12 protein-coding genes are annotated in these 15135 nt (G+C 36.6%); 3 read left to right on the top strand and 9 right to left on the bottom strand.

All coding sequences use genetic code 11. The features are described 5' to 3' along the window. A partial coding sequence (locus AWW83_RS06310; protein ID WP_159421131.1) for a DsbA family oxidoreductase occupies window positions 1-431 on the top strand: 431 nt, incomplete at its 5' end. A gap of 4 nt (window positions 432-435) precedes the next feature. On the opposite strand, the gene AWW83_RS06305 is transcribed toward AWW83_RS06310, so the two are convergent. Genes AWW83_RS06305 through AWW83_RS06295 form a run of 3 tightly spaced genes read right to left on the bottom strand, consistent with a single transcriptional unit; the run spans window position 436 to window position 2399 of the window. Then, window positions 436-795 (bottom strand): DsbA family oxidoreductase, encoded by a 360-nt coding sequence (locus AWW83_RS06305; RefSeq protein ID WP_234697267.1) that lies wholly within the window; start codon window positions 793-795, stop codon window positions 436-438. 14 nt (window positions 796-809) lie between these two features. Next, the gene (locus AWW83_RS06300; RefSeq protein WP_092350055.1) at window positions 810-1463 is read right to left on the bottom strand and encodes a hypothetical protein; all 654 of its coding nucleotides are present in this window, start codon (window positions 1461-1463) and stop codon (window positions 810-812) included. Between the two features lie 27 nt (window positions 1464-1490). Next, window positions 1491-2399 carry a cation diffusion facilitator family transporter gene (locus AWW83_RS06295; protein ID WP_092350053.1) on the bottom strand — a complete coding sequence of 303 codons (909 nt, stop codon included), beginning with the start codon at window positions 2397-2399 and terminating at the stop codon, window positions 1491-1493. 199 nt (window positions 2400-2598) lie between these two features. On the opposite strand from AWW83_RS06295, the gene AWW83_RS06290 reads away from it, so the two are divergent. Next, complete coding sequence (locus AWW83_RS06290; protein WP_092350057.1) at window positions 2599-3504, top strand: proline dehydrogenase family protein; 906 nt, start codon at window positions 2599-2601, stop codon at window positions 3502-3504. Between the two features lie 22 nt (window positions 3505-3526). After that, window positions 3527-5209 carry a urocanate hydratase gene (hutU, locus tag AWW83_RS06285; protein WP_092350051.1) on the top strand — a complete coding sequence of 561 codons (1683 nt, stop codon included), beginning with the start codon at window positions 3527-3529 and terminating at the stop codon, window positions 5207-5209. Here the strand turns inward: hutU and mazG are convergent. From mazG to AWW83_RS06255, 6 genes are all read right to left on the bottom strand, one after another. Beyond that, window positions 5201-5971 (bottom strand): nucleoside triphosphate pyrophosphohydrolase, encoded by a 771-nt coding sequence (mazG, locus tag AWW83_RS06280; protein WP_200753994.1) that lies wholly within the window; start codon window positions 5969-5971, stop codon window positions 5201-5203. The genes hutU and mazG overlap by 9 nt on opposite strands. Continuing rightward, the gene (locus tag AWW83_RS06275) at window positions 5955-6977 is read right to left on the bottom strand and encodes a PhoH family protein (RefSeq protein WP_092350048.1); all 1023 of its coding nucleotides are present in this window, start codon (window positions 6975-6977) and stop codon (window positions 5955-5957) included. Before AWW83_RS06275 ends, mazG begins: the two co-directional genes overlap by 17 nt. Window positions 6978-7137: 160 nt before the next feature. Then, window positions 7138-7932, bottom strand: coding sequence for a LysM peptidoglycan-binding domain-containing protein (locus AWW83_RS06270; protein WP_092350046.1), 795 nt, complete (start codon window positions 7930-7932; stop codon window positions 7138-7140). 28 nt (window positions 7933-7960) lie between these two features. Beyond that, complete coding sequence (locus AWW83_RS06265) at window positions 7961-8221, bottom strand: hypothetical protein (protein ID WP_092350044.1); 261 nt, start codon at window positions 8219-8221, stop codon at window positions 7961-7963. A gap of 104 nt (window positions 8222-8325) precedes the next feature. Beyond that, window positions 8326-11559 (bottom strand): alpha-mannosidase, encoded by a 3234-nt coding sequence (locus AWW83_RS06260; protein ID WP_092350042.1) that lies wholly within the window; start codon window positions 11557-11559, stop codon window positions 8326-8328. Window positions 11560-11582: 23 nt separating this feature from the next. Further along, window positions 11583-15110 carry a PAS domain S-box protein gene (locus AWW83_RS06255; protein ID WP_159421129.1) on the bottom strand — a complete coding sequence of 1176 codons (3528 nt, stop codon included), beginning with the start codon at window positions 15108-15110 and terminating at the stop codon, window positions 11583-11585. Window positions 15111-15135: the final 25 nt, after the last annotated feature.

Here is a 15135-nt window from a genome sequence, read left to right as displayed (position 1 = left end):
ACGACGATGAACACAGAATCAACGCTGATTTGATGGAACAGCGAGAATTTGATTATCCTCATTCAATCCCTGGACTTCTTGCATGTAAAGCAGCCGAACTTCAAGGCGGACAAGATGCGCACTGGAAAATGTTTGATAGAATTCAAAAAGCACATCTTGTTGAATGTCTTAACATAGCTGATTTTGAAGTTTTAAAAATGTGTGCAAAAGATATCGGGCTTGATGTTGAAAAATGGGAAAAAGATTATCAAAGTGAAGAAGTATTTCAATCTCTCGCTTTTGATCTTGAACTCGCAAGGCATTACGGAATAAACGGAGTCCCGACGCTTGTTGCAAACAGAAGATATGGAATTGTTGGAGCACATAAATATGAAACACTTTCAGCATGGCTTAATAAAGTAAGAAGCGAATTGGGTCTTTTAAAACCATAAGAATTTAAATTCCGCCTTCGCTTTTGAATTGATGAAAAAGTTGAGGAAACCTGCCCAATTTTTTGGCGTCTAATTTGAAAAACAAAGACAACGGTTTTAAAGTGAAAATTTCAAACAAAGGATTGATTTTGCTTGTTGCTGTTGCAATCGTAGGACTTGCACTTCCAAAGGTGAGATCAATTTTTGCGGATAAAAAAACATCCAACCGAAATCCCAGCTTCGTGCCAGAATTAAATGTCAGAGCAAAGGCACGATGTATTATCTCAACATCTGGATTTTCCTCTGCAAGTTTATGAATGCGTGGTGAAATGGCAAAGCACCACGCACATAAAACATCGTGGAAAAATTCAATTTGAATTTTCATTTTTTCTCCTTGATTTATTTTCTGTAAAATAGAAAAACTCTAAACAATGGTGGAATTACTACAATTCTCGCACCCTTCATTTCACCCGCACCAAGTCCATAGTTACCCTCAATCCCTAATCCAAAATTGTTAAATGGAAGCGCAACAATTTGCATTCCAGCGCTTGAAAAACCATAGCTAAAGCCATACTTTGTTGGTTCATAAGGAAAAGCAAACCCAGCTCCGCCTCTTAGAACAAAAGCAAAGTTAAATCTTTTTCTATAAAATCCCGGCGCAACGCCAAATTCAAAATGACCAGATGAATAATCACCATAATCTAAATCCCAGTTTGAAGATGCTTGAATTCCGCCATATACATTAGCCCAGGGATTTTCTGCTCCACTTGATTTGATCCACTTTCTCACAAATCCGGATAGATTAAAATGGTCCTCATCTTTTTTATTCCTGATATATTGACCTATCATCAGTCCTATGTCAAGGTCATCTTTTTTGGAGCCCCAGATTTGTGCTTCTGCGCTGTATACCGGAAAGCTTGCGCCTGCGGAGATTAATGTTGCATCTTTGTGATAAACTGGGGATGGCAATGGATTAAGTAAAATTCCATTGATGGCGCAACCACTTGAAAATAGAATTACAAAGATAGCAAGAAAAATAAGCCCGCCTTTCATAGCAACCTCCGTTTTTGTTTTTGCAAATTAATTTTTTCTGATGCTATTTAAGTTTTTTGTTTTTAAAATCAATTCAGCATCAAATGTTGCTGGCTCTATTTGAATTGTTATATGTTCAATGTTTGAGTTTTCTCTTATCGTGTCTTCAACTTCGCTCAATAAACTTCGCAATTTATTTCTGTCAATTTCACCTTTGACGCTGACATGTGCTGTTAATATATTTTTTCCGCTTGAGATAGTCCAAACATGAAGGTCGTGAACCGCTATGACTTCTGGAATTTCAAGAAGTGCTTTTTTAATTTTTTCAATATCAACATCGGATGGCGCACCTTCCATAAGTATGTTGATTGAGTTTTTGAGCAATCCTATTGAGTTGTATGCTATTATTATGCTTATGAACAAACTTGCGATTATATCTGCATAGAACCAACCCGTTGTTGTGATTATAATTCCAGCGGTTATAGCGCCAATTGAGCCGAGCGTATCTCCAAGAATGTGAAGGTAAGCGGAGTGCATGTTTAAATTTTTCTTTCGCTCTGAGAAAATTATCAAGCCAGCAACAACATTTACAATTAAGCCGAGGAAAGCAACAATTAACATTTCCAATCCTTTAACATAAGGCGGATTTTTCACTCTTTCAATCGCTTCAATCAATATATACCCGGAGATTAAGATAAGCATAATTCCATTTATGAAAGCAGCAATTATTTCTGCTCTGTAAAATCCGTATGTTTTATTTTTCGTTGCCTTGCTTTCTGCGATTTTAAATCCGAATAAACTCACAAGGATTGCAAAAATATCTGTGAGCATATGTCCAGCGTCCGAAATCAAAGCCAAGCTGTGCGTTAAAAACCCTGCTGTTAATTCAATTGCAAAAAATGTGCTCAAAAGTAAGAGAACGGTTTTCAATTTGCTTTTAAATTTTCCTGAGGACATTGTATTTCGTCAGCAGGTTTTGTTTTTGTTTTAAAAATGCAACTTCTGGATGAAAAAATCAAAATTTGGGTATTGTGGAATCTTAATTTTTAGGATTCGGGGGAGCGTAAAAGATTTTTCATCGCTGTTGCTATATTTGATTTTTTTAATTTTGGGAGTTAAATTTTTCTGGCAAAATAAAATAAAAATTTGCTTTGTTATGAACCCATTGAATGAACTTATAGTTCGCACCTTGCCTTTGGTTCCAAGAAAAATTGTCCGTCATTTCGCAAGCCGTTATATAGCGGGGGAAAAACTTGAAGATGCAATATCAACAGTTAAAAAGTTAAATCAACAAGGAAAACTTGCTACAATTGATGTCCTTGGTGAAAACATCACCAATGAAAATGAGGCGCTTGAAGCGTTAAAAACTTACAAGCAGGTTCTTCAAACGATTAAAGAAAATAATCTCAACTCCGACCTTTCAATTAAACTAACTCAACTTGGTTTGAAACTTGACTTTGACTTTTGCTATGCCAATGTTGAGGAACTTGTAAAGTTTGCGAAACAATATGACAACATTGTTGAAATTGATATGGAGGATTCATCAACCACGGATGCGACGCTTGAAATTTACAGAAAGTTGAAGTCAAAATTTGATAATGTCGGCGTTGCGATTCAAGCATATTTAAAGCGAAGCGAAAGCGATATAAAGTCGCTTTTGCCTCTAAAACCGAGAGTAAGATTGTGTAAGGGGATTTACATTGAACCAGAAACAATTGCATACAAAAAAAGAGAACTTATAAACCACAATTTCAAACATCTTCTTAACATTTTACTTCAAAGCGACGCTTACACCTGCATAGCAACCCACGATGATGAATTGATAAACGAGGCATACCGCTTGATAAAAGATTATAATTTGAAAGATGAAAAATTTGAATTTCAGATGCTTCTTGGCGTTCGTCCCGAGCTTGGGAATAAAATTGTTTCGGATGGATATAAATTGAGAATTTATGTTCCATTTGGAGAGAAATGGTATGCATATTCAATGCGAAGGTTCAGGGAAAATCCGCAGATAGCGGGTTATGTTTTCAAGGCGATTTTTACAAGGAATTCATTTTAAAAATTTAAGGAGGTGAAAATTTATGGCGGAAGTTTTAAATCAAGTTGTTGAGTTTGATGTAAAAAATATAAAAGCGCCAAGAGGAAACAAGTTAACATGCAAGGGTTGGGCGCAAGAAGCAGCTTTGAGAATGTTAATGAACAATCTTGATCCAGAAGTTGCAGAAAAACCCGAGGAATTGATCGTTTATGGTGGCACAGGCAAAGCAGCAAGAAACTGGGAATGCTTCCACGCAATCGTTAAAAGTTTGATTGAACTTGAAAATGATGAAACGCTTTTAATTCAATCGGGCAAGCCAGTTGGAATTTTTAAAACACATGAATTTGCGCCAAGGGTTTTAATTTCAAACGCAATGCTTGTCCCTGCTTGGGCTACATGGGATGAATTCAGGCGACTTGAAGCTTTGGGACTTACGATGTATGGTCAAATGACCGCAGGAAGCTGGATTTACATCGGGACGCAGGGGATTTTGCAGGGAACTTATGAGACATTTGCAGCGTGTGCGGATAAGTATTTCGGTGGAACATTAGCAGGTAGATTTCTGTTAACTTCTGGACTTGGAGGGATGGGCGGAGCTCAACCTCTTGCTGCAACTATGAATGGAGCTGCTTTCCTTGGAGTTGAAGTTGATAGAAAAAGAATTGAAAGGCGACTTCAAACGGGTTATCTTGATATGATGACAGACAACCTTGATGAGGCTCTTGAAATCGTTTTGAAGGCGAAAGAGAAAAAAGAGCCAGTTTCAGTCGGGCTCGTTGGAAATGCAGCTGATGTCTTGCCAGAAATTTTAAGGCGGGGAATAATTCCTGATATTGTGACGGATCAAACCTCAGCTCATGATACTTTGAATGGTTATGTTCCAAATGGAATTCCTTATGAAGAAGCGCTTGAACTTCGGAAAAAAGATCCGCAAAAATATATTCAAATGGCAAAACGCTCAATTGTTGAGCATGTGAAGGCAATGCTTGAATTCAAAAGAAAAGGTGCAATTGTCTTTGATTATGGAAATAACATTCGTGGTGAAGCATACGCAAATGGTGTTAAAGATGCATTTGAAATTCCCGGCTTTGTTCACGAATTTATTCGTCCCTTGTTCTGTGAAGGTAGAGGACCATTTAGATGGGTTGCTTTGAGCGGTGACCCAGAAGATATTTATGCAACTGATGAAGCGGTTATGAAAACGTTTCCGGAGAATAAATCGCTTGTTCGTTGGATTCAGAAAGCGCAAAAGCATGTTAAGTTTCAGGGTTTGCCAGCAAGAATCTGCTGGCTCGGGTATGGTGAAAGAGCGAAAATGGGAAAGATATTTAATGAAATGGTGAGAACTGGCGAAGTTAAAGCACCGATCGTCATAGGGCGTGATCATCTTGACACTGGTTCTGTTGCGTCTCCAAATCGTGAAACGGAGAAAATGAAAGACGGAAGCGATGCAATTGCTGACTGGCCGATTTTAAATGCTCTTTTAAATGCTGTCGCTGGCGCAAGCTGGGTTGCGGTTCATCACGGCGGTGGAGTTGGCATCGGACTTTCAATTCACGCCGGAATGGTCGTCGTAGCAGATGGAACGAAAGAAATGGAAATACGGCTTGAAAGAGTTTTAACTACTGACCCAGGGCTTGGCATCGTAAGGCACGCAGACGCAGGTTATGAAAAGGCAATTGAAATCGCAAAGAAGCACGGAATTAAAATCCCGATGTTAAAATAATTTCTTGCTCTTTTCCCAAAGTTCGTCCATCTCTTCAAGCGTTGATGTGTAAATATCTTTGCCTTGTGATTTTAGCTCTTTTTCTATGAATTGAAATCGTTGGATAAATTTTTCAATCGTCTTGTTAAGGGCGCTTTCTGGATTTATCTTTAAAAATCTCGCATAATTTACAAGCGCAAAAAGTAAATCCCCGAACTCTTCTTCAATTTTTTCAGCGTCTGCGGATTCAATCACTTTTTTCAACTCGGAAATTTCTTCCTCAACTTTTTTCCATACATCATCTGGATTTGTCCAGTCAAAACCAACGCTTCCTGCTTTCTCCTGAACTCTAAGGGCTTTTATAAGAGCTGGAAGATATTTTGGAATTCCAGAAATAATTGAATCACGGTTGTTTTCAGATTGTTTCAATTTTTCCCAGTTATTCTTTACTTCCTTCGCATCTTTGACTTTGACATCGCCGAAAACATGCGGATGTCTGTAAATCAACTTTTCTTTTATCCCGTTTATCACATCATCAAGTGTAAATTTATTTTCTTCTTCCGCCATAACCGAGTGCATCACCACATGCAAAAGCAAATCACCAAGTTCTTTTTTTAATTCGTCAAAATCATCATTATCTATCGCTTCAACTGTCTCATATGCTTCTTCTATCAAATTATGTCGTATTGATTTATGCGTTTGCTCTCTATCCCATGGACATTCTTTTCTTAATTTTCTAACTATTTCAACGAACTCGTGAAAGAGCTCACTGTCCTTGCTCATTATTTTGCTCCTTCTTTTCGTTTGTTTTCCCGTTCATCGCATTATATTTGTCGTATGCCTCAATTATATCTTTAACAAGCCGATGTCTTACAACATCATTTTTATCAAGATAAACGAAAGCAATTCCTTCAATTCCTTTCAATATGTTTTGTATCTCAACAAGTCCAGATGTAGTTTTTGAAGGCAAATCTATCTGAGTTATATCGCCAGTGATAATTGCTTTTGAATTAACACCAAGTCGTGTGAGAAACATTTTCATCTGTAAGCTTGTTGCGTTTTGGGCTTCATCAAGTATTACAAAAGCGTTGCTTAATGTTCTACCACGCATATAGGCAAGTGGGATTATCTCAATTATTCGTTTGTCAAAGTATGATTTAAGTTTATCGGATGGAAGCATATCATCAAGTGCATCATACAGAGGTCGCAAATAAGGATCAATTTTTTCTCTCAAATCGCCGGGTAGAAATCCAAGATTTTCTCCTGCTTCAACTGCGGGTCTGCACAAAACTATTTTGCTCACTTCATTATTTTTCAAACTTGCAACAGCCATTGCAACCGCAAGATATGTTTTACCCGTCCCAGCAGGTCCAATAACAAAAACAATATCATTTTTCTTAACCTGACGATAATACTCAAGTTGTCCCGGCGTCTTCGCTTTAATAGGTCCATTTTTTGTGAAAAGAATTATTGAATCAAAATCATCAGTGTGCTTCTTTCTCCTGTGGTGCGATGTTCCTGTATCTTCGCTGTCAAGTTTAACAAGATCAATCACTATGTTTACATCGTTTTCCGTCAGATGTCCGTTTTTATTCAAAATAAAAATTAACTCCTTGAAAACACGTTCAACTTTTTCAACTTCTTCTTTTTCTCCCTTGAGAATTAAATTATCCCCACGGACGGTTATGCCGGCGTCAAATTTTTTCTCAATCAAATGAAGATTTGTATCATTATAGCCCAAAAGGGCAAGTGTGTTAATTCCAGAAAGCTTAATTTTCCTTTCTACCATAATTTGAATCCTTAACCTGCCTCCTGTTTTGTTTTTTATGTTTCTCTACAAAAATAAACTGCAAAATTTAAAAATAGTTCCAAAAGAAAAAACCCCTGAGGCTGCGATTTGAAACAGCTCTCAGGGGTTCTGGAAAACCTTTCATAGCCCGAGAAAATTCTTACATTCCACCGCCAGCTTTTTCCGCTTTTTTGCGGTAATATGCGTTCGCTTGTCTCTTCTCTTCTTTTGTCAATTCCGCCTTCGGTGGAACCTTCAAAACCCATCCCGGATAAATCAAATCTGGATCTTTGATTTTATCTCTGTTCGCAAGCCAGATTTTTGGCCACAAGAATGGATTATCATAAATCGTCGGTTTCTTGGCAATGTTCCAGAGGCAATCGCGATCTTTTTTCCATGTCCCAACCGTATAAGTTGTTTCTTTTACTATAGCTTCGGCAACTAAAACCTGTCCTTCTTTCGTCTTCACAAGAGCTTTAACCGTGTTGTTAAGATTATTGACCTGTGATTCAAACCCCATAACTTTGTCATAAAATTCCGAAAGAGCAACTCTTTTGTCTGATTTCAAAGCCTGATAATCTTTATAAAGCTGTTCAACCTCTGCTCTTCTTTCATAAAGTTGTTCATTTGAAAGACGTGAAAGTTCATTCAATCTTCTTTCAAAATCTGCAACCTTTTGCCTATATTCATTAACTCCTTCAGGCGTTGTCCCAACCAGAGCATAAATTTCATCCTGCGTCTGTTTGATTTGAGCATCTTTATCAGCAGATTGTTTCTTCAAAGCATCAATTTCTTTGTTCAGCGCATCAAGCTTTGCCCTTAACTCGTCTCTTTTTGCGGTCCATGAAGCCATTTCTTTCTGCCAATCCTCATATTTCATCTTAACTTTCTCCTGGGCAAAGCCAGTTACAACGAAAATTGAAATCAAAAGTAGAATTATAAAATTGCGTTTCATCTTACTCTCCATTTTATTTTTGTTAAACTTACTTTTGTTGTTGGAGACGCTGTTGAACTTTTTCTTTCTCTGCTTGCAATTCTTTCAACTTTTGATCTTTCGCCTGAATCTCTTTCTGCAACGCTGCCTTTTCTTGCTCTTTCGCTTTGATTTCCTTATCAAGCTGTTCCGTCTCCGCCTTCAAATTATTTAACTGCTGAATTTCTTCATCTTTTGCGTATTTCGTGCAACCTGCAATAAAGAAAACAAACAAAGAAATTAACAAAAGTGAGGCGATTTTTTTCATCATTGAACTCTCCAGATTTTATTTTTAACTCAAACTAAATATAATAAAATCTGCTTTATTTGTCAAGAGCGATCGGTTAAAATTTGAAACAAAAAACGCCTTAGAGTTTAAAAATAAATTTTCAAGGTAACAACTGAGTTAGGTTTAACTCTCAAATTTACTCTATCTCCGGAAAATCGCACCTCCTCTTTATCTTCCTCAAGAAAATTTGATTTGAAAACTTTTGATGGGACAAATGGAAGCACAAGATTTGCCTGAACTTCTTTTCCTTCGGATTCGTAAAATTGCAAAGTCAATGAGTTTGTGTCTTCTGATTTTTTCATAACTGTGAGGATCAAGTTTTCAGGTTCTAACCTAACGAAAGAATAACTTGACACTGGCAAAGTCCCGCTATGTCTGTTTGTTATGATTGGAATCATCGGATTGTTAAAGTCATAGGCAACATTTACAGTTTTTGCCTCTTTCCAAGTTCCACGATGTGGATAAATTGAGTATTCAATTCTGTGAAATCCTCTATCCGCTGTTGGATCAGGCCAGTTCGGAGACCTAAGCAGTGATAATCTCATAAGCGAACCTTTGCAATCATAACCATATTTTGAGTTGTTAATTAAACTTACACCAAAATCTTTTTCTGATAAGTCAGCCCATCTCAGAGCTGGGACTTCAACTTTTGCGCTGTCAAATGAGTTTCTCATCAAAGTTGATCTTTGAATATAGCCATACGGAATTTCATAAGTTGCAAATGAATCTTTCACCGCAAGAGGGAAAGCGACTTTAAGCATTATATTTTTCTCCCACCAATCAACATCTGTTATAAAATCAACTCGCTCAATTTTATCATAAAGTATCACATATTGAGTGAAGAAGCTTGTCGGGAAAGTTTCTGTTGGCGGATAAGATTTTGTTTCTGGTTTTCTGAAATTGTGTTCAATTTTGATGACTGTGCGAACAGGTCCATTTTCAACAATTTCATAACCTTCGTAGTTTGTGTTAAATTCAACGCCGGTTAAACCAACATTCCAAGCATCCCACGCAGTTGGCTTGTCTTCAAGAAGTTGAAGTTTATTCCCGAAGCCATTTAAAATCTGCCTGTTATATCTTTTATCAAAAATTTCTTTTAACCATCCCGTCGCTGTATCAATCTCAATTTTGAAAAATTTGTTTTCAATTACATTTTTTGAAACTTTTATCTCACTTGCAAATTCCGACGGCTTCCGTCGTTTGATTATGTAAGTTTTATATCCAAGCGGTGGAACATCCTCAGCGATGAATAAAATTTTCTTAACACCATTTTCAAACACAATCTGTGTTGGAACTTCCTCGCCTGAGAGTTTGAAGATAGCATATTCGTTTTCATCAAATTTGTCAAATTCAACTTGAACAACATCTGTTCTTGCCCACGAACTCGGATTAAATACGATGAGAGCATCGCCTTCTTTTATTTCCGCTGTATTTATGTTCTCCGCTATTTTTTCAAGTGATTTTCTTATTTGAAACTTTGCGAAACTTTCAATGTCTTTGTAATCTTTGATTGCATCAAAATAAACCTCTCGTATGCTTGATCCAGGAAGAATATCGTGAAATTGGTTGAAAATAAATTTAAGCCAGTATTTTTCAAAAAGTTTATTGTCATAATTTAAACCGAAGATAGTTGCAATGGATGAAAATTTCTCTGCGTTTGAAAGTGAAATCTCAAGTTTGCGGTTGAATTTCTTAACTTCCGATTGTGTCGTGAAAGTGCCTTGATGATATTCAAGATAAAGTTCATCTTTCCAGACGGGGATGTTTTTCAAATCTTTTGATTTTATCACCTTGAAATAATCTCCAACTGTTGAAAATTTTATCTCGGGGAATATGTCAAGTTTTTGAAGTTTTTCTATTCTTTTGAGCATTTCTTCTGTTGGACCTCCGCCGTGGTCGCCAACGCCAAATAAAACAAGCATCTCTTTTAATCCAGTGTTTGCTTCAAACTGCCTCAGCCAATCAACAAGACGAAACGGATTTTCAATTGTGTTAACATAACTAAATGGGAAATATGTCAAAACCCTTGATCCATTGGGGCTTTCCCACCAGAAAAGTCGGTAGGGGAAAACATTCCTTTCGTTCCAGTTTAATTTTTGAGTCACAAAATATGTAATGTCTGCATTTGCAAAAAATGTTGGCAAGTTCCAGTTGTAGCCGAAAGAGTCAGGAATCCAGCCGATTTCAGGTTTAAGGTTCAGAAGATTTTTAAAATATCTTTGTGCATATAAAAGATTGTGTGTCCAAGATTCGCCACCGGGCAAATTGCAGTCAGTTTCAACCCACATTCCACCGACAACTTCCCATCTTCCAAGTTTTATGTTTTCTCTTATTTCGTTGAAAAGTTCGGGGTAAAGAGTTCTCATCCATTCGTAATAGACAGCAGAGCTTTGAGTGTATGTCAAGTATGGATATTTTCGCATAAGGTTTATCACAGATTTAAAAGTATTTTTGCAAACTTCAACTGTTTCTTTTGAACGCCAGAGCCACGCAGCGTCTATGTGAGCATTTGAAACAAAGACAAGCGTATATCTTTTAGCGAAATCACGGACCGGCTTAATTTTGGGTTTTATTTTTTCAAGCGAAAGATAAAATTTTTCTAAATTTCCACTCATCAATGATTTTATGGCAAGTTCAGAAAGGCTATTTTGCAAAAGGGAATTTAATTTCATTCGTTCTTCTTTTTTGACCGTTGAGCGATCAATTTTGGGATCATAGCGTGTCATATCATTTGTCTGGTATGTGTCAAAACTTAACAATTTTTGTCCGACCTTGAAGCTCAAAGACAAGCCTTTCAAATTATCAAGGATGTCTTTTACACTTTCAATTTCAAACTCAGCTCTTAAAAGTCTAAGCGGTCCACCTGTGTTAATTGCCTTGATTGCGAGCGTTGTTTCTTCGCCCGGCTTAACTTTTCCTGTTAAATCAAATTCACCATCCCACGGGATATATCCAATGTAATTTCCATTTACCCAAAGATAGCCGTAATCATCAACTGAAACTTTGAAAATAATTTTTCCATCAACTGATTTCCCGAAAACTTTCTCCGGAATTTTAAATTTTGCTCTTATCCAGCACGAGTCAACATAAATTCTTTGCCCTAAATTTAGCGTGTCCCATTTTGAATCGTCAAATTCTGGTTTTGTAGGTTCTTCTGTTTTTACATTCAAGCATTTGATGTCGGGGCTAACTTTCCATTTTCTAATTGAAATGGAACTTAAAGAGTCAAGAATTGATGTTACGCTGTCAATTTTTGTTTTGGTTTGTGAAAATGTTAAGGTTGATACCGCAAGCAGGATAATTGATAATTTTTTGAGCATTTTAGTTGCGGTAATTTTATTTTTTATCTTCTGTCAAGAACTTCTCTAACTTTCAATGCGATTATCTCATATGAATATGGTTTTTGAATTAGGTCAAAGCCCTCAAGATTAAGGTTCAATCCATTTAAACTATAACCGGTTGCAAATAGCACTTTAACATCGGGTTTAATTTTTCGTATTTCTCTCATTGCATCGTATCCACTTAAAACAGGCATAACTATGTCAAGGAAGACAAGATCAATTTCATTTGCTTTTTCTTTGAATATCTCAACCGCTTCAAGTCCGTTGCTTGCGGTGTAAACTTTATAGCCGAGATTTTGCAAAATATCTGCAACAGTTATTCTCAATTTCTCCTCGTCTTCTGCGACAAGAATTGTCTCATTTCCGCCTCTTATTTCAACTTTTTCTTCTTCTACTGCTTGTTTTTCCTCTTCATAAACAGCGGGGAAATAAACCCTGAAAGTTGTTCCTTGCCCGGGCTTGCTATAAACATTTATAAATCCATCGTGTTGTTTGACAATTCCATAAACTATTGAAAGCCCCAAACCTGTGCCGTGTTCTTTTGTCGTGAAAAACGGCTCAAAAATTTTGTCAATTATGTCTTTGCTTATTCCAATGCCTGTATCAGTAATTGATAAAACAACATAATCTCCGGGTTTTGCATCAAGATGAAACATGCTGTATTCCTCATCAATGTGTCTTGTATAAGTTTCAATTATTATTTTTCCAGCGTCGGGAATTGCTTCTTGAGCGTTGATTATAAGGTTAAGCAAGAGTTGATTTATAAGTGCAGGGTCTGCCTTGATGTTGGGAAGTTTCGGGTCAAGGATAAGTTCAATTTTCACATTTTCACGAATCGCTTTTAAAACAACTTTTGTCAAGTCATTTACCACACTGTTTAGGTCAATCGTTTTCATCACCGCTGGCTGTTCACGGCTGAAAATTAAAAGCTTCTTCGTGAATTCACCAGTTTTCCTTATCGTCTGCTCAATTTCAACAAGTTTTTCCTTAGCTTTTTCAATGTCTTGGGAAAGCAATCGCTTCGCAAGTTGAGTATTCCCAAGTATTACGGTTAAGGCGTTGTTTATGTCATGTGCGACACCTGCGGTCAATCTCCCAAGCGCATCCATCTTTTGGGATTGAAGCAACTGGTTTTCAAGAATTTTAACTCTTGTCACATCACGCAAAATTCCTTGATATGCAATTATATTCCCTTTTTCATCGTAAATCGGGGTTGAAGTATCATAAACTATAAGTTTCTTTCCATCTTTTGTTTTGAGATGGAGTTCGTAATCTTTTATGTAACCCTGTTTTTCAATCGCTTCAAGATTTTTCTTTCTATCTTCAGGGTTTTCGTAAAGTTCAGTTGCAATGTCAACCTTTAAAATTTCTTCTTTTGATGAGTAGCCGAATAGCTCAACGAATGCAGGATTTACATCAACGAGTTTTCCTTCTGGGGTGCTTATATAAATTGGGTCTTTTGAGTCCTCAAAAAGTTTTCTATATCTTTGTTCGGAATTCCGAAGCACTTTCTCATTTTCGCTTCTTTGAATTGCAAGCCCTAAAATATCTGCAAATGTTATAATAGCGTCAATCTCTGAACTTTCCCATCTTCTCTCATTTTCACAATCATTTAAGCTTATAAAGCCCCACCATTTATCTCCGACGAAAACAGGAGCAACCAGAATTGACTTAACACCAAGAAAACTTAAAAACAGATATTCTCTGAACGGAAAATCTTTGACAAGCCCGTAAATAACTTCCTTCTTTCCGAGAACATCAAGCCAACGCTCAAATCCGCTCAATTTGTATGATATATTTTGAAGTTGTGCGTCTTCAATTTTTTGTTTTGTTTCAGTTGAATACCATCTAAATTTTAAACTCGTGATAATTTCAGAATCAAGCGTTTGATTTTGAAATACATAAACCGAGCTTACTTTCATCGCCTTTCCAATTTCAGCGATTAGGTTATTTATCTCACTTTCCCAGTTGATCGTTTTCAGCAGAACGCTTGCTGAGTTATTTATAGTTTTTAAAACTTCTTCACGCTGTAAAAGTTTTTGCTCCGTTTCTTTGAGTCGTGTTATGTCAATTATCATCCCGAGAGTTTTAATTGCTTTGCCTGTTTCATCACGAATTATGTATGCGTAGTCAAGGCAATAAATAATGCTTCCATCTAATTTTTTTATTCTGTATTCAAGTTCAAGCGTTGAGACATCACCTTTAAGAGCTGATTCAATTTTTGAAAGTGTTAAATCTTTGTCATCAGGATGGATAAAATCGCTCCAATGAAATTTTGTATTTTTTAATTCGCCTTTTCTTAAACCAAATATGGCTTCAACATCTCCTTCCCAACTTGTCTCGTTTTTCTCAATATCCCATTCATAAACAACTTCCTTCATCGCAGAAATTATCTTTTCAAATTTATCTCGCCAGTTTATCAATTCAGTTTCAAGCGTTTTTTTGCCCACCGCAAGTGAAATTTGGATTGCGCATGTGATGGCTAAATTTATTTCTTCTTGTTTAAACTCGTGTGGCGTGTCGTAGTAAATCATAAATTTACCAATCAACCTATCTCTGAAAACAAGCGGTATAAAAGCAAGCGCTTGAATTCCTTCGTTTAAAATAGTTTTCTTGAGATTTTCATCAAGAGTTTTGTCTTCCTTTACATCTGAAATGAGAATTGGTTGAGGATTTTTTTCGTCAGGTTTCCACGGCGAATGACCTTCAACCGCTTTCCTATAATTTTCCGAAAGTCCCGCCCACGCCTTAAAACGCATAACGCCATCTGGATCAATCAAAAGAACCGAAGCCCTATTTACATTCAACAACCTTAAAATTGTGTTCAACGCTTGCTGGTAAATCTCTTCTGTTGATTCAGTCCTCAAAATTGTGTTTGAAAGATTGAGAAGTGTCTCTGTTAAGATAAGTTGCTTTTCAAGTTCTTTTTCTGTTTCTATTCTCTTTTTTACCTCGTATCTTAGCCTGCGTGAGGGTATATTTGCAAGGACTGCAAAGATGAAGAAAACAATTATGTAAGATATTGTGAGAATCCATCGTTCAATTTCCGTGACTTCAAGCGTGAATATCGTCGGATGATATATTTTGTATTTTTCAAGTGCGCTGAGAATTAAAATTGCAATTGAACTCAAACTCGCAAGTATTAAAGCACTTGATGTCCCGCCGAAAATTCCGTTGAAAACTATGACAATCAAGTAAAGAAAGCCAACGAAGATAAAAGTTATACCACCGACATAATAAACGACTATGCTTATGACAATTATGTCAATTAGGTTCGTTGCAAATAAAAGTTTATCTCTTGTTTTCAAAAGATTTCGCAAAAAACGATATGGTTGATTTATGATTGATTGAAAAAGTGCGGAAATTATAAAAATGTGAATTGGAAGATTGAGGTTATAAATGAAATTTAAAGCGATGAAAGTTACCGCAAGTGAGATTGAGGCGATTATTCTGGCTTTGATTGAATAATCGCAGGCAAAATCGGCGAAACTTTCTTCATGTGATGGCGGTGGAAGATTTTGCGTTTTCATTTTAGTTAGCATAGTTTGATTTTGA

The organism is Candidatus Chryseopegocella kryptomonas, from assembly GCF_001536065.1.
GTDB classification, from domain to species: domain Bacteria; phylum Bacteroidota; class Ignavibacteria; order Kryptoniales; family Kryptoniaceae; genus Kryptonium; species Kryptonium kryptomonas.
This window is presented reverse-complemented; position numbering and strand designations above follow the sequence as displayed.